21 protein-coding genes are annotated in these 25,505 nt (G+C 72.1%); 9 read left to right on the top strand and 12 right to left on the bottom strand.

Annotated elements, in window-relative coordinates; all coding sequences use genetic code 11:
- Window positions 1–74 precede the first annotated feature (74 nt).
- Entirely contained in the window at window positions 75–932 is an 858-nt protein-coding gene (locus ACFY9V_RS00140) for an oxidoreductase (protein ID WP_391158222.1), read from the bottom strand.
- A 106-nt stretch (window positions 933–1,038) separates the two neighbouring features.
- Between ACFY9V_RS00140 and ACFY9V_RS00145 the strand changes: the two genes are divergently transcribed.
- Window positions 1,039–2,106: an ATP-binding protein gene (locus ACFY9V_RS00145; protein WP_391158224.1), complete on the top strand. Its 1,068-nt coding sequence runs from the start codon at window positions 1,039–1,041 to the stop codon at window positions 2,104–2,106.
- Here the strand turns inward: ACFY9V_RS00145 and ACFY9V_RS00150 are convergent.
- Window positions 2,087–3,403 carry a hypothetical protein gene (locus tag ACFY9V_RS00150; RefSeq protein WP_391158225.1) on the bottom strand — a complete coding sequence of 439 codons (1,317 nt, stop codon included), beginning with the start codon at window positions 3,401–3,403 and terminating at the stop codon, window positions 2,087–2,089. The genes ACFY9V_RS00145 and ACFY9V_RS00150 overlap by 20 nt on opposite strands.
- Window positions 3,404–3,645: 242 nt before the next feature.
- Here ACFY9V_RS00150 and ACFY9V_RS00155 point away from each other — a divergent pair, with 242 nt between their 5' ends.
- The 6 genes from ACFY9V_RS00155 to ACFY9V_RS00180 all read left to right on the top strand — a co-directional run bounded on the left by ACFY9V_RS00155 (window position 3,646) and on the right by ACFY9V_RS00180 (window position 11,631).
- Window positions 3,646–5,874, top strand: a complete 2,229-nt coding sequence (locus ACFY9V_RS00155; RefSeq protein ID WP_391158226.1) for a SulP family inorganic anion transporter — start codon at window positions 3,646–3,648, stop codon at window positions 5,872–5,874.
- An 87-nt stretch (window positions 5,875–5,961) separates the two neighbouring features.
- Window positions 5,962–7,920 carry an acetate--CoA ligase gene (gene acs, locus ACFY9V_RS00160; RefSeq protein WP_355346164.1) on the top strand — a complete coding sequence of 653 codons (1,959 nt, stop codon included), beginning with the start codon at window positions 5,962–5,964 and terminating at the stop codon, window positions 7,918–7,920.
- A gap of 251 nt (window positions 7,921–8,171) precedes the next feature.
- Window positions 8,172–9,563, top strand: coding sequence for a Na+/H+ antiporter NhaA (nhaA, locus tag ACFY9V_RS00165; protein WP_391158228.1), 1,392 nt, complete (start codon window positions 8,172–8,174; stop codon window positions 9,561–9,563).
- 45 nt (window positions 9,564–9,608) lie between these two features.
- Complete coding sequence (locus ACFY9V_RS00170) at window positions 9,609–10,172, top strand: phage holin family protein (RefSeq protein ID WP_355346170.1); 564 nt, start codon at window positions 9,609–9,611, stop codon at window positions 10,170–10,172.
- 13 nt (window positions 10,173–10,185) lie between these two features.
- On the top strand, window positions 10,186–11,214 hold the full coding sequence (locus ACFY9V_RS00175; protein ID WP_391158230.1) for an alpha/beta fold hydrolase: 1,029 nt from the start codon (window positions 10,186–10,188) through the stop codon (window positions 11,212–11,214).
- Between the two features lie 234 nt (window positions 11,215–11,448).
- Entirely contained in the window at window positions 11,449–11,631 is a 183-nt protein-coding gene (locus ACFY9V_RS00180; protein WP_223187240.1) for a hypothetical protein, read from the top strand.
- Window positions 11,632–11,688: 57 nt separating this feature from the next.
- Here ACFY9V_RS00180 and ACFY9V_RS00185 read toward each other — a convergent pair whose 3' ends face one another.
- The 4 genes from ACFY9V_RS00185 to ACFY9V_RS00200 all read right to left on the bottom strand — a co-directional run bounded on the left by ACFY9V_RS00185 (window position 11,689) and on the right by ACFY9V_RS00200 (window position 17,264).
- Window positions 11,689–12,888, bottom strand: coding sequence for a MarP family serine protease (locus ACFY9V_RS00185; RefSeq protein ID WP_355346177.1), 1,200 nt, complete (start codon window positions 12,886–12,888; stop codon window positions 11,689–11,691).
- 266 nt (window positions 12,889–13,154) lie between these two features.
- Entirely contained in the window at window positions 13,155–13,949 is a 795-nt protein-coding gene (locus tag ACFY9V_RS00190; RefSeq protein WP_391158232.1) for an NUDIX domain-containing protein, read from the bottom strand.
- A complete protein-coding gene (gene nth, locus ACFY9V_RS00195) occupies window positions 13,946–14,758 on the bottom strand; it encodes an endonuclease III (protein ID WP_391041550.1) in 813 nt (270 codons plus the stop codon). The genes ACFY9V_RS00190 and nth overlap by 4 nt, the downstream gene beginning before the upstream one ends.
- A gap of 79 nt (window positions 14,759–14,837) precedes the next feature.
- Window positions 14,838–17,264, bottom strand: a complete 2,427-nt coding sequence (locus ACFY9V_RS00200; RefSeq protein WP_391158234.1) for an FUSC family protein — start codon at window positions 17,262–17,264, stop codon at window positions 14,838–14,840.
- Between the two features lie 190 nt (window positions 17,265–17,454).
- Between ACFY9V_RS00200 and ACFY9V_RS00205 the strand changes: the two genes are divergently transcribed.
- Both ACFY9V_RS00205 and ACFY9V_RS00210 read left to right on the top strand, forming a co-directional pair.
- The gene (locus tag ACFY9V_RS00205) at window positions 17,455–18,018 is read left to right on the top strand and encodes a MarR family transcriptional regulator (protein ID WP_391158236.1); all 564 of its coding nucleotides are present in this window, start codon (window positions 17,455–17,457) and stop codon (window positions 18,016–18,018) included.
- 322 nt (window positions 18,019–18,340) lie between these two features.
- Window positions 18,341–19,015, top strand: coding sequence for a Crp/Fnr family transcriptional regulator (locus ACFY9V_RS00210; protein ID WP_033174884.1), 675 nt, complete (start codon window positions 18,341–18,343; stop codon window positions 19,013–19,015).
- Between the two features lie 80 nt (window positions 19,016–19,095).
- Here ACFY9V_RS00210 and ACFY9V_RS00215 read toward each other — a convergent pair whose 3' ends face one another.
- The 6 genes from ACFY9V_RS00215 to fbaA all read right to left on the bottom strand — a co-directional run bounded on the left by ACFY9V_RS00215 (window position 19,096) and on the right by fbaA (window position 25,327).
- The gene (locus tag ACFY9V_RS00215) at window positions 19,096–20,055 is read right to left on the bottom strand and encodes an alpha/beta hydrolase fold domain-containing protein (RefSeq protein WP_391041556.1); all 960 of its coding nucleotides are present in this window, start codon (window positions 20,053–20,055) and stop codon (window positions 19,096–19,098) included.
- Between the two features lie 3 nt (window positions 20,056–20,058).
- Window positions 20,059–21,351 carry a kynureninase gene (kynU, locus tag ACFY9V_RS00220; RefSeq protein ID WP_391158238.1) on the bottom strand — a complete coding sequence of 431 codons (1,293 nt, stop codon included), beginning with the start codon at window positions 21,349–21,351 and terminating at the stop codon, window positions 20,059–20,061.
- Window positions 21,344–22,180 carry a tryptophan 2,3-dioxygenase family protein gene (locus ACFY9V_RS00225; RefSeq protein ID WP_355346201.1) on the bottom strand — a complete coding sequence of 279 codons (837 nt, stop codon included), beginning with the start codon at window positions 22,178–22,180 and terminating at the stop codon, window positions 21,344–21,346. Before ACFY9V_RS00225 ends, kynU begins: the two co-directional genes overlap by 8 nt.
- Window positions 22,181–22,618: 438 nt before the next feature.
- On the bottom strand, window positions 22,619–23,377 hold the full coding sequence (locus ACFY9V_RS00230) for a DUF3152 domain-containing protein (protein ID WP_391158240.1): 759 nt from the start codon (window positions 23,375–23,377) through the stop codon (window positions 22,619–22,621).
- Window positions 23,378–23,667: 290 nt separating this feature from the next.
- On the bottom strand, window positions 23,668–24,081 hold the full coding sequence (locus ACFY9V_RS00235) for a DUF3151 domain-containing protein (protein ID WP_355346204.1): 414 nt from the start codon (window positions 24,079–24,081) through the stop codon (window positions 23,668–23,670).
- 223 nt (window positions 24,082–24,304) lie between these two features.
- Window positions 24,305–25,327 carry a class II fructose-bisphosphate aldolase gene (gene fbaA / locus ACFY9V_RS00240; RefSeq protein WP_355346207.1) on the bottom strand — a complete coding sequence of 341 codons (1,023 nt, stop codon included), beginning with the start codon at window positions 25,325–25,327 and terminating at the stop codon, window positions 24,305–24,307.
- Window positions 25,328–25,505: the final 178 nt, after the last annotated feature.

Below are 25,505 nucleotides of genomic sequence, written 5' to 3' on the forward strand. Positions count from 1 at the left end.
GGACATGGCAGCGGCGGCACCTCAAGGTGCCGCCGCATCTCTTTTCAGCCACCACACATCCGGCGGTCGACCGCTCAGGCGGCGCCCCGCTGAAGCGCTTCGCACACCGCGACACTTTCGCGGACCCCGAGTTCCAGTGCCCGCCCGCAATGGCTGATCCACTGGACCATGCCTTCCGGAGTACCGGACGCGTATCCCTCCAGCGCCTTGAGATAACCGGCCCGGCCCAACTCCGCGTGACCGACCTCGGCCGGACAGATCGACTTCGGGTCGAGACCGCTGCCGACCAGCACGATCCGCTCGGCGGCCCGCGCGACCGGCCCGTTGAAGGAGCCGAAGGGCCGCAGGCACAGCAATTCGCCGTGCACGACCGCCCCGACGACCAGCGCGGGCGCGTCGGTGCCCGCCCGCAGCAGGCCGGTCAGACCGTCCAGCCGGGCGGCGACCTCGGCGGGGTCGGGCAGCGGGATCTCGGCGATCTCGACCAGCGGCTCGTCCACCGGCTCCCCCGCCCGCCGCGGGCGGCCCACCGTCGGCTCGTCCGCCACTCCGCCCGCCGCCACCAGGTGCAGCCGGGCGAGCGCCTGCACGGGCGACTGCCGCCAGACACTGAGCAGTTGACCGGCCTCGGCGGTCAGCCGCAGCGCCGCGCCGACCGTACGCGCCTGCTCGTCGACCGAGAAGTCGCTGCGCCTGCGCACCTCCTCCAGCGGCCAGTCGGCGCCGGCCAGCGCCGCGGACCCGCGGGCACCGCGCAGCGCCGCCTCCGATGTGACCTCGGTGGAGCGGCGCCGCATGACCCGGTGCCCGTAGACCTTGTCCATCGCCTGCCGTACGGCGTCCACCGATTCGGGTACACCCGGCAGCGCGCCGAGGACAGCCATCGGGTCCGTCCGACCGGCGGCGGGAGCGGGATCAGCGTTCGTAGCCATGGTTCCGACCCTAGCCACCCCCCAACCCGCGGAACGACCCCGAAAGAGTGGCCTTCCCCACTCCAAACGCTCACGATCCGTATCCGTACCACTACTCTTGGCGAACATGAAGATCGCTTTCGTCGGGAAGGGCGGCAGCGGCAAGACCACGCTGTCCTCCCTCTTCATCCGCCATCTCGCCGCCTCCCGCGTACCGGTCGTCGCGATCGACGCGGACATCAACCAGCACCTCGGCCCGGCGCTCGGGCTGGCGGAGGACGACGCCGCCGCGCTGCCCGCGCTCGGCGCGCACCTGCCGGAGATCAAGGAATACCTGCGCGGTGCCAACCCCCGGATCGCCTCCGCCGAGACCATGATCAAGACCACCCCGCCCGGCCACGGATCCCGGTTGCTGCGGCTGGTCGAGGACAACCCCGTCTACGCGGCCTGCGCGCGCACCGTGCACCTGGACCGAGGCCACGGAGACGACGGGGACACAGAGAGCGCCGGGAACACCGGGGGCGACACCGTGCGGCTGATGGTCACCGGCCCCTTCAACGAGTCCGATCTCGGCGTCGCCTGCTACCACTCCAAGGTCGGCGCGGTCGAACTCTGCCTGAACCACCTGGTGGACGGCCGCGACGAATACCTGGTCGTGGACATGACGGCGGGCAGCGACTCCTTCGCCTCCGGGATGTTCACCCGCTTCGACATGACGTTCCTGGTCGCCGAACCGACCCGCAAGGGTGTGGCCGTCTACCGCCAGTACAAGGAGTACGCCCGCGACTTCGGCGTCGATCTCGCGGTCGTCGGCAACAAGGTGCGGGACGCGGACGACCTGGCCTTCCTGCGCGCAGAGGTCGGCGACGACCTGCTGGTCACCGTCGGGCACTCGGACTGGGTGCGCGCGATGGAGAAGGGCAGGCCGCCGCGGTTCGCGCGGCTGGAGGAGGACAACCGCCGCGCGCTGCGCACGCTGCACGAACGGGCGGACGCCACGTACGAGCGCAGGGACTGGGCGCGCTACACCCAGCAGATGGTGCACTTCCACCTCAAGAACGCGGAGAGCTGGGGAAACGCGAAGACGGGCGCCGACCTGGCGGCGCAGGTCGACCCCGACTTCGTACTCGTCGAACGGGAACAGCACGAGCAGTTGCCCCGCCCCGCTGCGGCCGCTAGCGCACAGCCGGCCTGATCCGCTCGGGACCGCCCGCCGTCGCGGCGGCGGGCGCTCCGCCCATGAAGGTGTTCCAGCCGTCCTTGGGCGCCTGGCCGACGTCCAGCGTCCGCAGCCGCGCGAGCACCGCAGGGTCCTGCGCGTCCATCCAGTCCGCCACCTGCTTGAAGCTGACGCAGCGCACGCCTTCCTTGCCGCAGACCTCCTTGACGGTGTCCTCGACGGCCTTCATGTAGACGCCGCCGTTCCAGGACTCGAAGTGGTCGCCGATGAAGAGCGGGGCGCGGTTGCCGTTGTAGGCGCGCTCGAAGGCGGCGGCCAGTCCGTCGTGCATCTGCTTGCCCCAGGCGGCCTGCTTGGCGGGGTCGCCGTGCACGGTGCCCGACTGGTTGGCGAGGAAGTTGTAGTCCATGGAGAGCGTCTCGAAGGCGCGACCCGGCACCGGGATGTCCTGGAGCGGGAAGTCCCAGACGCCGTCGATCTTGGAGGGCCAGGTCTGCCGGCCGCCGATCGAGCTGGCGTCGTAGCGGAAGCCCGCGGCCTTGGCGGCCGGGATGAGATTGTGCTGGCCCTCCAGGCACGGGGCGCGCCCGCCGACCAGTTCCTTGCTGTAGTCGAAGGGCAGCGGGTCGAGCTTGGTGAGGCCGGAGTTGGTCTTCCAGTTCTTCACGAAGCCCTCGGCCTGCTGGATCTCGCTGGACCACTCGTCGCTCGACCAGGTGCCGACGCCGCCGTTGGGACCGCAGAAGTGGCCGTTGAAGTGGGTGCCGATCTCGCTGCCGTTCTGCCAGGCGAGGCGCAGTTCGCGCAGGGTGTCGGTGATGCCCTGGCGGTCGTTGAAGCCGATGTCGGAGGCGCCGCGCGGGTGCTTGGGCGGGGCGTAGACGTCCTTGTGGTCGCCGGGCAGCAGGTAGACGCCGCTGAGGAAGTACGTCATCGCCGCGTTGTAGCGCTCGCCGACCTCGCGGAAGTGCGAGAAGAGCTTCTGGCTGTCCTCACCCGCGCCGTCCCAGGAGAACACGACGAGCTGCGGCGGTCGCTCCCCCGGCTTCAGGCGCGCGAAGACCGGCTGATGGGGCTGCGGGCCGGTTTCGGCGGTCGAGCCGTCGCCGATGAGCCGGACGGCGTGGGGCGCCGCGGCTTCGGGGCGGGTGCCCGCGTTGCCGGGCTCGGCGCGGCCGACGGCCGGGCCGGCGCCGGTGCCGGACCCGGCGGCTGATCCGGAGCCCGAGCCGCCGGCGGCGGAGCACGCGACCGCGCCCGCGGCCAGCGCGGCTACGGCGAGTAGCGCCGGTGCCTTGCGCAGGGAGTGCATTCGTACCTCACATCACAGAAAAAGGGATTTGCCAAAAAAGTGACATGCGACCTTGTCGTGACCGCAACGACCTGGCCGTTTATCTGCCAATTCACTCGATAGCAGTAAATAAAGCCCCGATCAGACCTCTGGACTTCACTCTCCGCAGTCAGTCGATTACTCTCCATTTACTGACGCTTGAGAGTAGCGAGCGATAACGCTCCGCAATCACGTCCCGCCGCCCACCGAAGGAGACGGGAATTATGCAGAGAATCCACCGGTCCGATCTGTCCGCTTCGATCACGGTCTTCCTGATCGCCGTCCCGCTGTCGCTCGGCCTCGCGCTGGCGACCGGGGCGCCTCTCCAGTCCGGCCTCGTCGCCGCGGTCGTCGGCGGCATCGTCGCCGGGCTGCTCGGCGGGGCGCCCCTCCAGGTCAGCGGTGCCGCGACCAGCCTGGTCGTGGTCACCGCCGATCTCGTCCACCACTACGGCTGGCGCAGCACCTGCGCCATCACGGTGCTCGCCGGGCTCGCGCAGCTCGTGCTCGGCATGGCGCGGGTGGCCAGATCCGCGCTCGCGGTCAGTCCCGCCATCGTCCACGGCATGCTCGCGGGCATCGGTACGGTCATCGCCCTCGGCCAGCTCCATGTGGTCCTCGGCGGCAGCCCGCAGAGCTCCGCCCTCGACAACATCACCGCACTGCCCGGCCAGTTGGCGGTCACCAACCCGGCCACACCCGCCATCGGCGCGATCACCGTGGCCGTACTGCTCGGCTGGCGGCGGCTGAGAGGCAGGGCGGGACGGCTGCTCGGCGCGATCCCCGCGCCGCTGGCCGCGGTCGTCCTGGCCACCGCCGTGAGCGCGGGACTGTCACTGCCGCGGGTGAATCTGCCCGCGTGGAGCGCGCCCGTGCTACCCACCCTTCCCACGGGGCCGGTCCTCGGAGTGGTCGCCGCCGTGCTCACCGTCACCCTGGTCGCGAGCATGGAGTCGCTGCTGTCCGCGGTCGCCATCGACACCCTCCAGGGCCGGCGGCCGGGACCGCACGCCCCGCCGGCCAAGCTCGACCGCGAACTGCTCGGCCAGGGCGCGGCCAACATGGTGTCGGGCCTGCTCGGCGGCCTGCCGGTGGCCGGCGGCGCGATCCGCGGCTCGGCCAATGTCGAAGCGGGCGCCGTGACGCGCCGCGCCACCGTGATGCACGGTGTGTGGGTGCTGCTCTGCGCCGGGCTCGCCTCCTGGGCGCTGGAGCTGATCCCGCTGGCCGCGCTCGCCGCCCTGGTGATGCTGGTCGGCGTCCGCATGGTGAGCTTCGCGCACATCAGACACGTCCAGCGGCACCGCGAATTCCCGGTGTACGCGGCCACGCTCGGCTCCGTGGTGCTATTCGGTGTGCTCCAGGGCGTGATCGTGGGGATCGTGGTCGCGCTGTGCCTGTCGCTGCGCCGCCTGACGCACACGCGGATCACCGTCACCGAGGAGCCGGAGTGCCACCGGGTGCGGGTCACCGGCCAGTTGACGTTCCTGGCGGTGCCCCGGCTGACCCGGGCCTTCGCCCAGGTCCCCGACGGGGCCAACGCGGTGGTGGAGCTGGACGGCTCCTTCATGGACCACGCGGCCTACGAGGCGCTGAACGCCTGGTGCGCCAGGCACCGTTCGCGCGGCGGACACGCGACGCTCGGCGACGCGGTCGGACGGACCGTCAGCGAACCGGTGAGCGCGCACGCCTGCAGACCCTGGACGCCGTGGCGCAACCACCACTGCACCCGCTCCGGCACCGTGCCCGCCACCAGCGGCGGTCAACTGCTCGGCGGCGTCAGCGCCTTCCAGCGCAACACCGCGCCGCTGGTCCGCGAGGAGCTGGCGCGGCTGGCCCGCGAAGGACAGCGGCCCGGCCAGCTCTTCCTCACCTGCGCGGACTCCCGGCTGGTCACCAGCATGATCACCTCAAGCGGTCCCGGTGACCTCTTCACGGTGCGCAATGTGGGCAATCTGATGCCGCCGCCCGGCTCCGACGCCTCCTGCGACTCGGTGGCCGCCGCCGTCGAGTACGCGGTGGACGTGCTCCAGGTCTCCAGCATCACGGTGTGCGGACACTCCGGGTGCGGCGCGATGCAGGCACTGCTGGGCTCCGACCACGAGCCGGGCGCGCAGACCCCGCTGGCCCGGTGGCTGCGGCACGGCCGCCCCAGCCTGGCGCGGCTCAACCGGATCGGCAGACTCGGCCGCGGCGAGGTGGCGCTGGCGGACCGGCCGGTCGCCGACGACCTCGAAAGGCTGAGCCTGGTCAATGTGATGCAGCAGCTCGAACACCTGATGGCGCACCCCTGCGTGGCGCGTCGGGTCAGCGAGGGCACGCTCCAACTGCACGGCATGTACTTCCATGTCGCGGAGGCGCAGGCGTACATCCTGGACGGTTCGACGAGTGTGTTCGCTGCGGTGGGGCCCGACGCCGCACCGGACACCGCCCGGGAGGCCGCAAAGGTCTAAACCATTTTTCGGGTAGCTATTGTCAGGGTGGCCCAGGACTGGTGAGGTAGTGCTGGGACATGTGGGACACCCTGACAAGGAGCTGGCGTGAGCAGCAACGAGAGCCTGGCCAACCTGCTGAAGGAGGAGCGGCGGTTCGCTCCCCCGGCCGAACTGGCGGCGTCCGCCAACGTCACGGCGGACGCGTACGAGCAGGCGGCGGCCGACCGGCTGGGGTTCTGGGCCGAGCAGGCCCGCCGTCTGACCTGGGCCACCGAGCCCACGCAGACCCTGGACTGGTCGAACCCGCCGTTCGCGAAGTGGTTCGCCGACGGTGAGCTGAATGTCGCGTACAACTGCGTCGACCGCCATGTGGAAGCCGGGAACGGCGACCGGGTCGCCATCCACTTCGAGGGCGAGCCCGGCGACAGCCGCAGCATCACCTACGCGGAGCTGAAGGACGAGGTCTCCCGCGCCGCCAACGCGCTGACCGAGCTGGGCGTCGAGAAGGGCGACCGGGTCGCGGTCTACCTGCCGATGATCCCCGAGGCCGTCATCGCGATGCTGGCCTGCGCCCGGATCGGCGCCGCGCACTCGGTGGTCTTCGGCGGCTTCTCCGCCGACGCCGTCGCGTCCCGGATCGCCGACGCCGACGCCAAGCTCGTCATCACCTCCGACGGCGGCTACCGGCGCGGCAAGCCGTCCGCGCTCAAGCCCGCCATCGACGACGCCGTCTCCCGCTCCCCGCAGGTCACCAACGTCCTGGTGGTGCGCCGCACCGGCCAGGACGTGGAGTGGACCGAGGGCCGGGACGTGTGGTGGCACGAGATCACCGCGCGCCAGTCCGCGGAGCACACCGCGCAGCCCTTCGACGCCGAGCACCCGCTGTTCATCCTCTACACCTCGGGCACCACCGGTAAGCCCAAGGGCATCCTGCACACCTCGGGCGGCTACCTCACCCAGGCCAGCTACACCCACCACGCGGTCTTCGACCTCAAGCCGGAGACCGACGTCTACTGGTGCACCGCCGACATCGGCTGGGTCACCGGCCACTCGTACATCGTCTACGGCCCGCTCTCCAACGGCGCCACCCAGGTGATCTACGAGGGCACGCCGGACACCCCGCACCAGGGCCGGTTCTGGGAGATCGTGCAGAAGTACGGCGTCACGCTGCTCTACACCGCGCCCACCGCGATCCGTACCTTCATGAAGTGGGGCGACGACATCCCCGCGAAGTTCGACCTGACGAGCCTGCGCGTGCTGGGCAGCGTCGGCGAGCCGATCAACCCCGAGGCGTGGGTCTGGTACCGCGAGCACATCGGCGGCGGCAGGACCCCGATCGTGGACACCTGGTGGCAGACCGAGACCGGCGCCATGATGATCTCCCCGCTGCCCGGCGTCACCGAGACCAAGCCCGGCTCCGCGCAGCGCGCGCTACCCGGCATCGCCGCGACCGTGGTGGACGACGAGGCCAACGAGGTGCCGGACGGCTCCGGCGGCTACCTGGTCCTCACCGAGCCGTGGCCGTCGATGCTCCGCACCATCTGGGGCGACGACCAGCGCTACATCGACACCTACTGGTCCCGTTTCCCCGGCCGCTACTTCGCGGGCGACGGCGCCAAGAAGGACGAGGACGGCGACATCTGGCTGCTCGGCCGGGTCGACGACGTCATGCTCGTCTCGGGCCACAACATCTCCACCACCGAGGTCGAGTCGGCGCTGGTCTCGCACCCGAAGGTCGCCGAGTCCGCCGTCGTCGGCGCCGCCGACGCCACCACCGGGCAGGCCATCGTGGCGTTCGTCATCCTGCGCGGCACCGCGGAGGACAGCGCGGACCTCGCGGGCGCGCTGCGCGACCACGTCGGCAAGGCGCTCGGCCCGATCGCCAAGCCCAAGCGGATCCTCATCGTCAACGAGCTGCCCAAGACCCGCTCCGGCAAGATCATGCGCCGCCTGCTGCGCGACGTCGCGGAGAACCGCGAGCTGGGCGACGTCACCACCCTCACCGACTCCACGGTGATGGACCTCATCCAGAGCAAGCTGCCGAGCGCGCCCAGCGAGGACTGACCCCCCGGCCCCCGGCACACACCCGGCGCGGCCACACCCGCGCGACCACACCCGCGCGACCACACCCGTGAGGGGCGCCCCGGCAACCACCGGGACGCCCCTCACACGTTCGGGTTAGGCTGACACCACATCGCGGCAGGATCGCGACAAAACTTAAGGGCGCGCCGGGAAGTCTGGTCGGCACACGGGACACCTGTGTCCGCAGCCAGCCGCACCCGCCCAGGAGGCCGCCCCCATGACCGAGTACCCGCGTGACTGAGCAACCGCGCCGTCGCGCCGACACCGTCCTCGGACGGCTGCCGCTCCCGGAACGCACCTTCGTCCTGGACGCGCTGCGCGCGGAGACCGTCGGCGGAGTCCTGCTCCTGGTGGCCGCCGTGGTGGCGCTGGTCTGGGCGAACACCCTGCACCACAGCTACGAGAGCGTCAGCCACTTCCACTTCGGCGTCTCCACGCTCGGCCTCGACCTGTCCGTCGCGCACTGGGCGGCGGACGGCCTGCTCGCCGTCTTCTTCTTCGTGGCGGGCATCGAGCTGAAGCGCGAACTGGTCGCGGGCGAGCTGCGCACCCCCTCGGCCGCCGCGCTCCCGGTGATCGCGGCCGTGTGCGGCATGGCGGTCCCCGCGATCTTCTACACCGTCGTCAGCGCCACCGGCGGCGGCTCCCTCAAGGGCTGGGCCGTCCCCACCGCCACCGACATCGCCTTCGCGCTCGCGGTCCTCGCCGTTATCGGCACCGCCCTGCCCGCCGCGCTGCGCGCCTTCCTGCTCACCCTCGCCGTCGTCGACGACCTCTTCGCCATTCTGATCATCGCCGTCTTCTTCACCTCCTCGATCAACTACGCCGCGCTCGGCGGAGCCGCGGCCGGGCTGGTCGTCTTCTGGCTGCTGCTGCGCTCGGGAGTACGCGGCTGGTACGTGTACGTGCCGCTGGCGCTGGTCATCTGGGGCCTGATGTACAACAGCGGCGTGCACGCCACCATCGCGGGCGTCGCCATGGGCCTGATGCTGCGCTGCACCAGGCGCGAGGGTGAGCGCGAATCTCCCGGCGAGCACATCGAGCACCTGGTGCGGCCGATCTCGGCGGGCCTTGCCGTACCGCTGTTCGCCCTGTTCTCGGCCGGGGTCGCGGTCTCGGGCGGCTCGCTGCGCGATGTGTTCACCAAGCCCGAGACGCTCGGTGTGCTGATCGGACTGGTGGTCGGAAAGATCGTCGGCGTGTTCGGCGGCACCTGGCTGGCGGCCCGCTTCACCCGGGCGCGGCTCAACGCCGACCTCAAATGGCCCGACGTCCTGGCGGTCGCCTCGCTCGCCGGGATCGGCTTCACCGTCTCCCTGCTGATCGGCGAACTCGCCTTCAAGGACGACGCGCTGCTCGCCGACGAGGCGAAGGCCGCCGTCCTGGTCGGCTCGCTGCTCTCCGCGGTGCTGGCGACGATTCTGCTGAAGCTGCGGAACAACAAATACCGCGCCTTGTGCGACGAGGAGGAGCGCGACGAGGACGGCGACGGGGTCCCCGACGTGTACGAGCAGGACCAGCCCGCCTACCACCTGCGGATGGCCGAGATCCTGGAACGGAAGGCCGCGGAACACCGCAGGCTCGCCCGTCTGGCCGGGGGCGACGGCGGAGATGACTCCGGCTGAGGCATGATCTGACGGAACGACAACGATTTGACGACGGAGGACGCAATGAGCGCAGCCCACGACGACGACGGGCGCAGCCTCGGCCAGTTGTTCGCCTCCGCCACGGCGGATGTCTCCGCCCTGGTGCACGACGAGATCGCCCTCGTCAAGGTGGAACTGCGGCAGGACGTGAAGCGGGCGCTGTTCGGCAGCGGCGCGATCGGTGTCGCCCTGACCCTGGCCTTCTTCGCCATGCCGATGTTCAGCATGGCCGCCGCGTACGGCATCCACGCGCTCGGGATCACCCTGGGGTGGTCGTTCCTGATCGTCGCCGGGGCGTACGTGCTGATCGCCGCGCTCCTCGGCCTGATCGCGTACGGCCGGTTCAAGAAGGTGAAGAAGCCCGAGCGCTCCATCGAGTCGGCCAAGCAGACCGCAGCGGTGATGAAGAACGCGAAGCCGCACCCGCGTCCGCAGGACACGGCCACGAGTCTGGACAAGGCCGCCGCCAAGCCCGCGCTTCCCCGCGCGGACAGGGACGCGGGACGCGGCGGCGTCCGGGATTCGGTGTCCGGCGCCGGGCCGGATTCGATGGCCGGTTCGACCAGAGCACCCGACCTGAAGATGTGACACTCTCTCCACCATGAGGGTCGTCGGCAGGTCGGGCAGTGCCACGGGAAACGACAGCGGAAGCGGTTCGGGAGAAGAGTCGCGGAACGGCTCGGGGAACGGGCCGGGAACCGGGCCGTCAGGTGCGGGCGGCGGCGGTTCCGTCCCCCGCCTCGAAGGGCCGTGGACCCACCGTGACGTGGCCGCGAACGGCGCCCGCTTCCACATCGCCGAGATGGGCGACGGCCCGCTCGTCCTCCTGCTGCACGGCTTCCCGCAGTTCTGGTGGACCTGGCGGCACCAACTGCCCGCACTCGCCGAGGCCGGTTTCCGCGCGGTGGCGATGGACCTGCGCGGGGTGGGCGGCAGCGACCGTACGCCGCGCGGTTACGACGCGGGCAACCTCGCGCTCGACGTCACCGGGGTGATCCGGTCGCTGGGCGAGCCGGACGCCGCGCTGGTCGGCCACGACCTCGGCGGCTACCTGGCGTGGACGGCCGCGACGATGCGGCCCAAGCTCGTACGCCGCCTCGCGGTCGAGTCGATGCCGCACCCGCGCCGCTGGCGCAACGCGATGCTGACCGATCTGCGGCACAGCAAGTCGGGCGCCTACATCTGGGGCTTTCAGTCGCCCTGGCTGCCGGAGCGTCACCTGGTGGCGGACCACGCGGAGTTGGTCGGCCGGCTGATCCACCAGTGGTCGGGGCCGCGGCTGCCGGACGACGAGGCCGTGGACGTCTACCGGCGCGCGATGCAGATCCCCTCGACGGCGCATTGCGCGGTCGAGCCGTACCGCTGGATGGTGCGGTCGATGGCGCGGCCCGACGGCATCCAGTTCAACCGGCGGATGAAGCGGCCGGTCCGGGTGCCGACGCTGCACCTGCACGGCTCGCTCGATCCGGCGATCCGCAGCCGCAGCGCGGCGGGCAGCGGGGAGTACGTCGAGGCGCCGTACCGCTGGCGGCTCTTCGACGGCCTGGGGCACTTCCCGCACGAGGAGGACCCGGCCGCGTTCTCGACCGAGCTGATCAACTGGCTGAAGGACCCGGAGCCGGACCGCTGAGCCGTACGCTCCCGACGGGCCCAAGCCGCCGCCTCCGCACGGCCTCGCGTCGTAACTGACTCACCCTCAGCGAGGCTCTGACCCGCCATCAGGTGTCCCTCTGCCAGCGCGCCCGCCCCGTACGCATCAGGCGTCAGCGTGTCGGTCATATGATCCGCAAAATGCCGGACGCATACGCCAACCGGGCGACCGAAGGGCGATTACCGACCAAGGGCTGCGGGCACTTAGCTTCGTATGGGTTGGACGCACGACTACCGTGACGTATCACGCAATCGCCGTAACACTTCCGTCTCCGTCAACAGCGGGGCGCCCTTGGCCGTGCTCCCGCCGGGGGAGCCCCAGATCGGAATCCCGCGCATCCTGCGGCGCCGGGCCCGCTGGGTCGGTGCCCGGCTGCGGCACGCCAGGGCGCAGTGACCGCCCGGCCGACGGACGGCCCGGCCGACAGGTACGCCGGGCCGGCCGTCGGTCACCTCACAGCGCGCAGTTCTCCGTGTCGACCTGCCGGCTCGCCGCCCTGCCCGCCGCGATGTCCGGGCGGATCTCGTCGGCGGTGAGCGCGTAACCGGTGTTCGAGTCGTCGAGTGACTTGGCGAAGACGACGCCCGCCACCTGCCCGTTCGTGGTGAGCAGCGGGCCGCCGGAGTTGCCCTGGCGGACGGTCGCGTACAGCGAGTAGACGTCGCGGTGGACGGTGCCGCGGTGGTAGATGTCCGGGCCGTTGGCCTCGATACGGCCGCGGACGCGGGCGGCGCGTACGTCGAAGGCGCCGTTCTCCGGGAAACCGGCCACGATGGCGTCGTCGCGGGACTGTACGTCGCCGCTGGTGAACGTGAGCGCCGGCGCGTTCAGACGCGGCACGTCCAGGACGGCGATGTCGCGCTGCCAGTCGTAGAGGACCACGCGGGCGTCGTACAGGCGGCCCTTGCCGCCGATCTGCACGGTGGGCTCGGAGACGCCGCCGACGACGTGCGCGTTGGTCATCACGCGGTCCTTGGCGAAGACGAAGCCGGACCCTTCGAGGACCTTCCCGCAGCCCGACGCGGTGCCGACGATCTTGACGATGCTGCGGCGGGCGTCGGTGACGACGGCGCTGTGCACGAGGTTCGGGTCGGGAGGGGGCACCGAGGTGATCGGCTCGGACCCGAAGGGCCCGAAGACCTGCGGCAGGCCGTTCTGCGCGAGGGTGGAGCTGAAGTCGGTGAACCAGGTGTCGGCTTCCTGCGGCACCACCCTGGAGACGCCGAGCAGCACCTTGGACGAGCGCACCTCGCGGCCTATCGTCGGCAGCGCCGTGGTGGCCAGCGCGCTGCCGATCAGCCAGGCCACCAGCAGCATGGCGAGCACATTGACCAGCGCGCCGCCGCCCGCGTCGATGGCGCGGGCGGGCGACCACGTGATGCGAGTCCTGAGCTTGTTGCCCAGGTGCGTGGTGAACGCCTGCCCCACCGACGCGCACACGATGACGACCACCACGGCGGTGATCACCGCGACCGAGCCCGGCGAGGAGTGGTCCGTCGCCTTGTCCCAGAACAGCGGCAGCAGATAGATCGCGGCGAGACCGCCGCCGAGGAAGCCGACCACCGACATGACTCCGACGACGAAGCCCTGCCGGTAACCGACCACGGCGAACCAGACGGCGGCGAGGATGAGCAGAAAGTCCAGCACGTTCACCTGGACACGGTCTCATGGCCGCCCCGCCCGACGGCACCGTACGGCCCAGGTGACCTGCGCGGTACGGCCGATGACCGGCGCCAGGGGGCCGAACTCGCCCTGGACACGCCCTGGACACCCCTCGGAGGAGCCCCGGCACGCGCCCCCGAGGACCGCCGTACGCGCCTCGGCACGCGCGCCCGGGCACCGCCCGTACGCGCCTCGGCACGCGCGCCCGGGCACCGCCGTACGCGCCCCGCAGAGGCGGGGTACGGCGCGGACACGCCCTAGGCGAGCGGCACCTTGCGGTCGCGGTCCCAGGGCCGCTCCCAGCCCGCGAACTGCACGATCCTGTCGATCAGCCCCGCGGTGAAACCCCAGACCAACGCGCCTTCGACCAGGAAGGCCGGGCCGAGGAAGCCGCTGGGGTGGGTCAGGGTCGCGCGGTTGGCGGGGTCGGTGAGATCGGCCACAGGCACCCGGAAGACGCGCGCGGTCTCGGCCGGGTCGACCACGCCGACCGGGGTGGGCCTGCGCCACCAGCCGAGCACGGGGGTCACGACGAAGCCGCTGACCGGGATGTAGAGCCGCGGCAGCACGCCGAAGACCTGGACGCCCGTCGGGTCGAGGCCGGTCTCCTCCTCGGCCTCGCGCAGCGCGGCGCGCACCGGCCCGTCGCCGTCCGGGTCGCCGTCCTCGGGGTCGAGGGCGCCGCCGGGGAAGGAGGGCTGGCCCGCGTGCGAACGCAGCGCCCTCGACCGCTCGATGAGCAGCATCTCGGGACCCCGGTCGCCGTCCCCGAACAGGATCAGGACGGCGGACTGCCGCCCGCCGCCTTCGGGCGGCAGAAAGCTGCTGAGCTGTTCCGGCCGGACCCCGGCGACGGCGTCGGCCACCGGTTCGAGCCACCGCGGCAGCCCGGCCGTGCTGATCTCGACCCCGGTGCCTTCTCCGGCATCGGCGCCGAAGCCGGCTCGCGCGTCGGCGCCGAGGCCCGCTCGCGGGTCCGTGCCGAAGCCCGCGCCCGTCTCCGGCCCGGCACCCGTGTCCGCTCCGGTGCCCGCCCCCCGCGCGTGGGTCATGAGGCCGCCAGCGGGGGCGCGGGCTGGCCCGGGTAGTCCGGCGGGGGCTTCAGGCGCTGTCCGGGGGCGCCGCCCTTCTCGTACTTGAGCAGCTTCTCCGCCTTCTCCGGGTCCGTCTCGCCCTCGCCGTAGGCCGGGCAGAGCGGGGCGATCGGGCAGGCGCCGCAGGCGGGTTTGCGGGCGTGGCAGATACGGCGGCCGTGGAAGACGACGCGGTGCGACAGCATCGTCCAGTCCGACTTCGGGAAGAGCCCGGCGACGTCCTCCTCGACCTTCTCCGGGTCCTGCGACGCGGTCCAGCCGAAGCGGCGGGCGAGGCGGCCGAAGTGGGTGTCCACGGTGATGCCGGGGACGCCGAAGGCGTTGCCGAGTACGACATTGGCCGTCTTGCGGCCGACGCCCGGCAGGGTCACCAGGTCCTCGAGACGGCCGGGCACCTCACCGCCGAACCGGTCCCGCAGCGCCGCCGAGAGCCCCTGCACGGACTTCGCCTTGGCGCGGAAGAAGCCCGTCGGGCGCAGGATCTGCTCCAGCGTCTCGGGGTCGGCCACCGCCATGTCCTCGGGCGTCGGGTACTTCGCGAACAGCGCGGGCGTCGTCTGGTTCACCCGCAGGTCCGTGGTCTGCGCGGACAGCACCGTGGCGACCAGGAGCTGGAAGGGATTCTCGAAGTCCAGCTCTGGATGCGCGTACGGATAAACCTCCGCCAGCTCGCGGTTGATCCGCCGCGCCTGCCGTACCAGTCCCGCATGCGTCTGCGCGACCTTCGCCTTCTTGATCTTCTTGACCACCGCACCACTCGTCGCCATGCCGCCAGCCTACGGGCCGCCGCCGACACAGGGCGCCACAACGATCGGGGCGCGGCGTCGCGTGGCCGGGACCGGCGGCTCAGGGGCGGCGGGGCGCGCCGTCACCGGCCGCGCCGGACGCGTGCGGGAGGTCGTCCCCCGGTCCGGGGCGCTCCCCCGCGGCACCCGCCGTCACGCCGTGCGGCCTGTCCGGTACGGGCCCGGCGGCATGCGAGCCGGTGACGATCCGCGAAGTGTCGGCGAGGCCCGCGCCGCGCCCGGTGAAGCCGCGGCCGACGCCGTGTCCCGGCGGGAGTACGGCCAGCTCGTGCAGGAGCTGCCGCAGCCGCAGCAGCGGCCTGGTGACCGGCGGCAGCACCGTACCGGCGGCGGGGAGCCTGGTCAGGAGCGCCGCGTCGGCGGTACGCAGGGCGCGGGCGACCTCGGTCGCGGGCCGGCCCTGCGGGGCGGGTGCGAGCGCCAGGGCGGTGGCCGCGTGGCCGAGCGCGCGGCTGGCCTCCGCCAGGTGCGGCGCGGGCGCGAGGCCGGGTGAGCGGCGCGGGCCGAGCGCCAGGGCCCTGGTCTGCCGGGTGACGGCCGCGTAGAGGGTGAGCCGGTGCCGTACGAGGCGCGGGTCGTTGCCCCACACCAGGGGGCGGGTCAGCGGGCGCGCCACCAGGGCGAGCTGCTGGAGGCGGTGGTCCACCACGCGCACCAGGGCGTCGAGGTCGGCGCCGTCGGGGCTTGCGGACCCGTCCTCGCGGTCGGCGCGGCCGTCGTGCTCCAGGCGCGCGGCGGCGGCGTGCAGCAGCTCGCCCACGGCCGCGAAGTAGCTGCCGCGCGCGCTGCTGACGGTGTCGCGCGTGCTGGTCGGCAGGACGACCAGGGCGACCGCTATGCCGATGGCGGCGCCTATGGCGGTCTCTTCGAGACGCAGCATCAGCAGACCGGCGGAGAACTCGTGGAGCTGGGTGTAGAGCTGCGACACCATGATCGTGACGAAGAAGATCATGGCCGCGTAGGAGAGGCTGACCAGGTAGAAGCCGCAGGACATGCTGAGCACGATGACCGCGATCACCCACAGGGTGTGGCCCGCGGTCAGGTGCGCGAGGCCGATGCCCGCGCCGAGGCCGAGCAGGGTGCCGACGACGCGGTTGGTCGCCTTGATGAAGGTCTCCGAGCGGGTGGCGGTGCCGGTGAAGGCGATGAAGGCGGCGATCACCGCCCAGTAGTAGCGGGCCTCCGACAGCTCGCGGCCGATGACGATGGCCAGGGTGCCCGCGACGGCCACCTGGATCGCCTGCCGGGTGGTCAGCGAGAGGCCGCTGAGCCGCCGCCAGCCGCCGCGCGCCGAGACACCGCCCGCGACCGCGGCGGAGCCGGGCAGCCCGCCCATGGCCAGGGTCACGGCGGGGGCGAAGTCGGCCGGGGCGTCGAGAGCGTCGTCGTGGGTGCCGTGAGCGGGACGGGGGTCGCGGCCGGGGCCGTCTGCCGCGCCTTGTGCGGCCTTCGGGCGCCGCACCTTGTGCCCGCTTCCGTTGTGGGATCGTCCGACGTCCGCCTCCGCGGCGCGCCTGACCTCCCTGACCAGCACCGTGAACTCCCAGGCGGCGGTGGCCAGGTGATAGGCGAAGCAATCTGTGGCGGGTTCGGCGCGCGCGGCCGTCACCGGGTCGTCGGAGTCGACGAGTGACAGTACGTCCCTGGCCCGCCGTTCGGCCGCCGCGTATTCGCTGCGCGCCAGGTGCGCGGCGATGGCCGCGGCCTCGGGCGCGAGGCGCCCTCCGGTGCCCGCGAGCGCGTCGGCCGCGGTCGCCACGGCGTCCACCGCCAGATGCGCGTCCAGCGTCCTGCGGCGTACTCCGGCCGCGGACCGGCCCGGCGGCAGGGTGCCGGGGTGGGCCGACCAGCCCTCGATGACCAGCGCGGTCTCGGCGAGCCTGAGCTGGCGCGAGTGCAGCTCGCGGCGGAGCCGGGCCAGCCGCCGCACGTCCTCGGGGTCGGTCTCCAGCAGGTCGGCGCAGACCCGGGCGACGGCCCCGGCACGGGCGCCGAAGGCGCGGCGGACGCGGGTCAGCGTCCGCTGGGGGTGGGCGCGCAGCACGGTGGTGGACAGCAGCAGGACCCAGCCGGTGGCGATGCCGACCGCGGCGAGCAGGTCGGGGAGCTGCGCGAGGCGGGCGTCGAGGAAGGCGGCGAAGAAGTAGCCCATCCAGATCATGAAGCCGTAGAAGAAGTACGGCAGTCCGAAGCGGCGGATGAAGACGGCCACGAACATGACGGCGACGAAGACCGCGAGCATCGCGTCGGTGTGCCCGGCCACCGAGACGCCGATGACCATGCCGGTGCCGATGGCGACCGGGAAGAACACGGCCGTGCGGATCTTCGGCAGCACCTGGGTGCCGTCCAGCGCCATCGAGCCCATCATCGCCATGACGGTGCCCAGCAGCATGCCGACGAGGGTGCCCTGGGGGCCCGCGTGCGTGGCGCGCCCGTAGCCGTACTCGATCGCCAGGGTGGTGCTCATGGCGACCGCCGCGCCGAACGCCGTGCGGAGTCTTTGCAGGCCCGGGTCCGATCCGACTATCCGGTCCCAGACCTCGCGCGTCCAGCCGCTCGACCCCACCGCGTCCCCTCCCGCTCGGCCTCGCCGAATTCATCGGTATGATGCCGATATTAACACGTGCATCGTACCGATATCTGGATCTGGAGTGGCCGTGGCAGGGACCGCGAAGGCAGAGGGGACCGAGGGGACCTCCGCCGCGCTCGACGTGATCGAGCATCAGACCGCCGTGCTCGTCAGGAATTTCGAGCTGTTCTACCGGCGCACCGACATCCACGACACCCTGGACCGGGCCGAGTACCTGCTGCTGCGCACCCTGGCCGGGGGCGGCCCGCAGGACATCAACTCGCTCGCCGCCGCGCTCGGCCTCGACCCCTCGACGGCCGGCCGCCAGGCGGCAGCGCTCCAGGCCCAGGGCCTGGTCGCCCGCTCCCCCGCCCCCACCGACCGGCGGCGCAGCATCGTCACGCCGACCGCCGAGGGGCTGCGGCGGATGGAGGAGGTACGCGCCCGGCGCGCGGAGAGCCTGGCCGGACTGCTCGACGGCTGGACCGAGGAGGAACGGCGCACGCTGGGTGCGATGTTCACCAAATACAACCGGTCGGTGGCCGCGCGCTTCCTGACGACGGCGCCGGGGACGGCCGCACCGGGGACCGCCCACGAGGGAGCGTCCACCGCGGCGCAGGCACCGGTGCCTGAACCGGTGCCGGTGCCGTAAATCCGCGAAGGTCCGGTAAACCCGCGCCGACGCGGGCGTTCGAGCCGTCCGGCGCGCAGGAATTCGTACGAAATTCGTACGGCCGTGCGCGAAGGGCCCACTCCGACGCCCCAGCCGTTATGTTGTTCGCTCATAGCGGAATCCGGCTCAGGGGCCACCCGTTCGGCCCTTCCTGAGCCGTTTACGGACCCCGATCGGACCCCCAATCGGACCCCCGGAGCACGGCTACGGGCCTGGATAAGACATCCTTGTGATTGATCGCACTGTTTGAGACGTCATGCATCATGGGGAAATCCCAGCGATGTCGACAAGGAGAGAGCTCGTGGACGACGTTCTGCGCCGTGCCCCGCTTTTCGCGGCGCTCGACGACGAGCAGGCCGCTGAACTGCGCGCCTCCATGACGGAGGTCACGCTCGCGCGTGGCGACTCGCTGTTCCACGAGGGTGACCCCGGGGACCGGCTGTACGTCGTCACCGAAGGCAAGGTCAAGCTGCACCGCACCTCGCCCGACGGCCGCGAGAACATGCTCGCCGTGGTCGGCCCCGGTGAGCTGATCGGCGAGCTGTCGCTCTTCGACCCCGGCCCGCGCACCGCCACCGCCACCGCGCTGACCGAGCTGAAGCTGCTCGGCCTGGGCCACGGCGACCTCCAGCCCTGGCTGAACGTACGGCCCGAGGTCTCCACCGCCCTGCTGCGCGCCGTCGCCCGCCGCCTGCGCCGCACCAACGACGTCATGTCCGACCTGGTCTTCTCCGATGTCCCCGGCCGCGTCGCCAAGGCGCTGCTCGACCTCTCCCGCCGCTTCGGCGTGCAGTCGGAAGAGGGCATCCACGTCGTCCACGACCTCACGCAGGAAGAGCTGGCCCAGCTCGTCGGCGCCTCGCGCGAGACCGTCAACAAGGCCCTCGCGGACTTCGCGGGCCGCGGCTGGCTCCGCCTGGAGGCCCGCGCCGTGATCCTCCTGGACGTCGAGCGGCTGGCCAAGCGCTCCCGCTGACCCCCTCCGCACCACACGCACACGAAGGCCCCCGCCCGGTCGAACCGGGCGGGGGCCTTCGCGCTGCCGGGCGGCCCCGGCTACCAGGCGAGTTGGGCGATCTCGTCCGCGACGGCCGCGCAGGCCGCCGTGGACGGGTCGATCAGCGGGAAGTGGCCGGTGCCGGGCAGCCACGCGGCGACGACCTCCTCGCCCGCGACCGCCGCGGCACGGGCGAAAGCCTGGCTGACCTGCGACGGAACCTCATTGTCAGTGGTGCCGTGCACGATGGTTGTGGCGATACCGGTGGGCAGCAGCGCGGCGGGGTCGGCGTCGGGCAGACGTGCCGTCAGGTGCTCGGGTCCGCCCAGCAGGTCGACGACCGCGCCGGAGCAGACACCCAGCCGGATCGCCGAGGTGAGGTCGGCGATCGGGGCGAGGGCCACGACGCCGCGTACGGGGGGAGGTGAGGGGCGGTGCCAGGGGGATTCAGGGGGCAGGACGTGACGGGCGGCGGCCCACAGCGCGAGGTGGCCGCCCGCGCTGTGGCCGGTCAGGACGGTGCGGCGGGGGTCGACCACGTCGGCGCCGAGCGCCCGCACGGCGAGCGCGGGCAGCGCGTCGAGGGCGGCGGCCACGTCGTCGAAGGTGTCGGGCCAGCGCCCGGCCGGTGGCAGCGCGTCGGGCGCGGGGTCCGAGCCGTCGCGGCCTTCCTGCGGCGCCTCAAGGGCCGGGCCGCGGCGGTATTCGACCGACGCGACAGCGTAGCCGTGGGTGGTGAGGTGGGCCGCGAGCGGCGAGACGTGGGCGCGGTCGTGGGCGGCGCGCCAGGCACCGCCGTGGAAGAGGGCCACCAGCGGGGCCGGACGGCCGGTGGGGGCGCCTTCGGCGGGGGCGGGCCGGTAGAAGTCGACCACCTGGTCGGGGTGGTCGCCGTAGGACGCGGTGGCGTCCGGCGGCACCGGAGCGTGGCCGAACGCCGACGCCTCCTCGGCCGCCGCCCGTCGCCCGGAGGCGGCATCGGCGGCGGGCGGGGACGTGGAGGGGTCGGCAGCGGACATCGGTTACGTGGTCCCTTCGGGTACGTCGAGCGGGTCGGTTTCCTGCGGTACGGCGGTGGGTCGGGCCGCGACGGGCGTGCCCGGCCCGCCGGCCAGGACGTCGGCCAGTACGCGGGCGGCGCGCAAGGCGTCGGCGTACCGGGTGTAGAGCGGTGTGAAGCCGAAGCGCAGCACGTCGGGGCGCCGGTAGTCGCCGACGATGCCGCGCGCGGTCAGCTCGCGCATCACCTCGGCCGCCCCCGCGCAGCGCAGCGAGACCTGGCTGCCGCGCTCCGCGTGGTCGGCGGGTGTGATCGGCTCGGCGCGCCCGTACGGCACCAGCGCGGCCACGCAGTCCAGGAAGAAGTCGGTCAGCGCCAGGCTCTTGGCCCGCACGTCCGCGACGCCGACACCGTCCCAGACGTCGAGCGCCGCGTCCAACGCGAGCAGCGACAGGATCTCCGGCGTGCCGACCCGCCCGCGGGGCGCGCCGTCCGCCGGGGCGTACTCCGGGGCCATGCCGAACGGGTCGGCGTGCGAGTTCCAGCCCGGCAGCGGCGAGTCGAAGCGCGGCTGAAGCTGACGCCGCACATAGAGGTACGCGGGCGCGCCGGGCCCGCCGTTGAGGTACTTGTACGTGCAGCCGACCGCGAGGTCCACGCCGTCCGCGTCGAGCGCGACGGGCAGCGCGCCCGCGCTGTGGCACAGGTCCCAGACCGCGAGGGCGCCCGCCGCGTGCAGGGCCGCCGTGACGGCGGACAGGTCGTGCAGCCGCCCGGTGCGGTAGTCCACGTGGTTGACCAGCGCCACGGCGGTACGGTCACCGGCCGCGTCCGCGATCTCGGCCGCGTCCACCGCGCGCACGGTGTGACCGGTCAGCCGGGCCGCCGACGCGGCGATGTAGCCGTCCGTGGGGAAGGTCGCCGCGTCCACCAGGATCTCGGTGCGGTCGGCGGGCGCCATCCGCACGGCGGCGACCAGCGCCTTGAAGACATTCACGCTGGTCGAGTCCCCGACCACGACCTGCCCCGGCGCGGCGCCCACCAGCGGCGCGATCCGGTCGCCGATCCGCTCGGGTGCGGTCCACCAGCCGCTCTCCTCCCAGGACCGGATGCGCAGCTCGCCCCACTCCCGGGTGACGACGTCGCTCAGCCGGGGCAGCACGGCGGTGGACAGCGCGCCCAGCGAGTTGCCGTCCAGATAGACGGTGTCGTCCAGCACGAAGCGGTCCCGCACGGCGGCCAGCGGATCGGCGGCGTCCAGCGCGTCCGCGCGGTCCTGAAGGGCGGCATCTCCTGCCGCGAGGGCCTCAGACATGGCTGCGCGCCGTCCACAGCTCGGGAAAGACGTTCTTCGTGGCGCGCTTCTCCAGCCAGGCCACCCCCGCCGAGCCGCCCGTGCCCGACTTGGCGCCCATCGCCCTGCGCGTGGCCACCAGGTGGTCGTTGCGCCAGCGCCAGACCAGCTCGGCGACATCCGTCAGGGCCTCGCCGAGCCTGATCAGCTCGGTGTCCTGGTCGGCGTCCGCGTACACGCTCTGCCACGCCCGCTCGACCTCCGCGTGCGGCTCGTACCGCAGCGCCGGGTCGCGCTCCAGCACCTCGGCGGGCACCGCATAGCCGCGGCGGCTGAGCAGTCGCAGCACCTCGTCGTACAGGCTCGGCTCGGTCAGCGCCTTCTCCAGCTCCGCGTGCGCGCTGGGGGTGCCCCGGTGCGGCACCAGCATCGACGCGGACTTGTCCCCGAGCAGGAACTCCAGCCGCCGGTACATCGCCGACTGGAACCCGGAGCCCTCACCGAGAGCCGACCGGTACGCGTTGAACTGCGCGGGGGTGAGATTGGCGATCGGTTTCCACGAGGCGTTCAGCGACTCCAGCTCCGGCAGGCTGCGCTTGAGCGCCGCCATCGCCGTCGGCAGGTCGTCCTCCCTGAGCGCCGCCGCCGCGGTGGTCCATTCGTGGACCAGCAACGTGAACCACAGCTCCATCACCTGCGTGGTGACCAGAAAGGCCATCTCGCCGGGCTCGTCGGACAACGGGTGCTGCAAGTGGGTCAGTACGGACGCCTGCACGTAGTCCTCGTACGGCGTGCTGCCCTCGAACGAGAGGTTCGGGGTCGCCGCCTCATCGGTCGGTGCGTCGGACATGGTCTTACCTCCAGAAGCGGACCCGGGATCACCGGGCTACGCCGAGATCATCTGCGGTGCGGCCCAATCCGGCAAGGCCCGGCTCCCCCCAGGGTGCCCCTGCGCAAGGGCCACCGCCCCCGGGGTGCGCTCGCGCGAGGGGCTGCGCCCCTCCGGCACCGCTGCGCAGGCGGGTTCGCCGGTAGCCATGGAGCCGAAGGGCGCGCCGGTGTCGAAAGCGACGATGAGCAGGGAGCGAGGAACGAGCGACCGTCGAAGAGGACCGTCGACACCGGATCTAAGCGCCCGGAGGCGGAAGGGCGGCAAAAAAAGGGGGAAGGACGGTGAGCCTGCGCAAGGCGGCTCCCCCGCACGTCCCACCGCCACCCCGACCTCACCCACGACGGCTCCCCCACACGTCCCACCGCCACCCTGAGCCAACGCGAGAGGGCTCACCCCTCACTCCACCGCCGGACCTCCCACGTACGTCCCCTTCGGGTCGTACGGCCACTCATTCGCTCGGCACCCGTTCAGGCCCTTGATCTGCTGCATCATCACCGGGGCCGGCTTTCCCGGGCCCGGGCAGCCCTCGTGGCCGTGGCCGATGCGGTGGCCGACCTCGTGGTTGATGATCAGGGCGCGGTAACCCTCGATGGGGCCCTTGAACTCGGGGGAGCCGAGCAGCCAGCGCTTGAGGTTGACGACGACGGTGGAGCCGACGTCGCAGTTGACCTCGCCGCGGGTGAGGAGACCGGCGGCTCCGCAGATGTCGTCGACGGTGTCGGGGGTGGCGATCTTGACGACGAAGTCGGCGCGGCCGGAGGAGACGAGCTGGAAGCCGTCGTGGCCGTCGGCGGTCCAGCCGCGGGGGTTGGCGAGGATGGCGGCGATCTCGTGGGCGGCGTCGGCGGCGGACAGGTCGATACCGCCTTCGACCTCGACCTTGTAGCGGCGGACGGTGCCGTGTCCCGTGGCCTTGCCGCTGGCGTCGGCGGTGCTGAAGCGGCCGGTGCCGGAGACGGGCACCTTCGGCGGCTCCGCCTTGTCCCTCGCGGACGGCGGAGTGCCGCCCCCGGTGTCACCGTCACTGCCGCTGGCGTCGCGGGCCGGTGCCGTGGTGGCGCCGAGGCCGTGGTCGATGGCGGCGGCGGAGTCGACGTTCCTGCCGTGGTTCCAGGTGGCGTACCCGACGCCCGCGGTCACCATGATCAGTCCCACGGCCAGGGCGGAGCCGACTATCGCGGCGCGGCCCCTCGTCCGACGTCGGCCCGGTTGACGGCGTGGCTGTGGCAAGACTCCCCCTGCGCTGGCGCAGCGGTCGTCGAGGCCCCGGCCCCCCGGCCGGTCTCACCCCGTGCTGCGTGTGGACAACCGGATCAGAATCGCACATTGATACGGGGGCTGAGGCGTCGGTCCGCCCTTGTGGCACGACTGCGACAAAGCACGTTCCCCCTGGTGAGACCCAGGGGGAACGCGAGGGAAACAGGAAAAGAAGGGCGGGCCGGCCGTCAGGTCAGGGTGTCGGCGGCGGTCGGCGAGCTGTCCCGCAGGAAGACCGTGCAGCGCTCGTACTCGTCCTGCTCGCCGATCGCCTGGGCGGCGCGGGCCAGCGCGTGCAGGGCGCGGAGGAAGCCGCGGTTCGGCTCGTGCTCGAAGGGCACGGGACCGTGGCCCTTCCACCCGGCGCGGCGCAGCGAGTCGAGGCCGCGGTGGTAGCCGGTACGGGCGTAGGCGTACGACTCCACGACGCTTCCGGCCTCGAAGGCGTCGTCGGCGAGCTGCGCCCAGACCAGCGAGGAGGCCGGGTATTTCGCCGCGACCTCGGCGGGCGCGGTACCGGAGGCGAGCAGTTCGCGCGGCTCCGGGTCTTCGGGCAGATGGGTCGGGGCGGGTCCCCCGAGCAGGTTCTCGTTGATGGCCATGCGTTCCAGTCTGCCCGAGCCCCCACCGTAAAGGCCCCCGGCAGATGCCAGGGGCCTTCGGCGGCGAGCCCGCAACCGCGCGGGGAGGCCCGGAGGCCGCCCGCACACGCAGCCGTACGAGGGCCGACAACGTCATGCGGTCCGTCCCGGAACCCGTCCGGAAGCCGGTCCCGTCCGGAAGCCGGCCCTGTGCGGAACGCCGTCCCGGAACCCGTCCGGAGGACTACTTGCGCTTGTTGCCCGCCGACCGCAGGTTCTCGGCGGCGACGACCACGCGGGCGGCCATGCCGGCCTCGGCGGCCTTGCCCCAGACGCGGGGGTCGTACGTCTTCTTGTTGCCGACCTCGCCGTCGACCTTCAGGACGCCGTCGTAGTTGCGGAACATGTGGTCCGCGACGGGCCGGGTGAAGGCGTACTGGAGGTCGGTGTCGATGTTCATCTTGACGACGCCGTTCTCCAGCGCCTCGTTGATCTCCTCGAGCGTGGAGCCCGAGCCGCCGTGGAAGACGAAGTCGAAGGCGTTGGCCTTGCCGTACTTCTGGGCGACCGCGTCCTGGAGCTCCTTGAGGATGCCCGGACGCAGGACGACGTTGCCCGGCTTGTAGACGCCGTGGACGTTGCCGAAGGAGGCGGCCAGCAGGTAGCGGCCCTGCTCGCCCAGGCCGACGGCCTCGACGGTGCGGTAGGCGTCGTCGACGGTGGTGTAGAGGTTGTCGTTGATCTCGTGCGAGACGCCGTCCTCCTCACCGCCGGTCGGGGTGATCTCCATCTCCAGGATGATCTTGGCCTTGACGGCCTCGGCCAGCAGTTCCTTGGCGATGGCGAGGTTGTCGTCCAGGTTCTCCGCCGAGCCGTCCCACATGTGGGACTGGAACAGCGGGTCGCGGCCCGCGGCCACGCGCTCCTGCGAGACCTTCAGCAGCGGACGCACGTACGCGTCCAGCTTGTCCTTGGGACAGTGGTCGGTGTGCAGCGCGACCGTGATCGGGTACTTCTCGGCCACGATGTGCGCGAACTCGGCGAGCGCGACCGAGCCGGTCACCATGTCCTTGTTGTACTGACCGCCCAGGAACTCCGCGCCGCCCGTGGAGATCTGGATGATGCCGTCGCTCTCCGCCTCGGCGAGGCCGCGCAGCGCGGCGTGCAGGGTCTGCGACGAGGTGACATTGATGGCCGGGTAGGCGAACTTGCCTGCCTTCGCCCGGTCGAGCATCTCGCTGTAGACCTCGGGGGTTGCGATGGGCATCGTGTCCGCTCCTCATGATCTGCGGGTGGTCCTGCTGTGGCCTTACTGGCGTGGCGACGTCTTTGTCGCCCCCATCTTCCCAGACTCGAACGGATACACCACCTCCGTGCACACCCAGTGGACGACGGCCTCCGGAGTGTTTCACGTGAAACACTCCGGAGGCCGGAAAAACGCAGGT

This window comes from Streptomyces sp. NPDC008317, assembly GCF_042955955.1.
Lineage (GTDB): Bacteria > Actinomycetota > Actinomycetes > Streptomycetales > Streptomycetaceae > Actinacidiphila.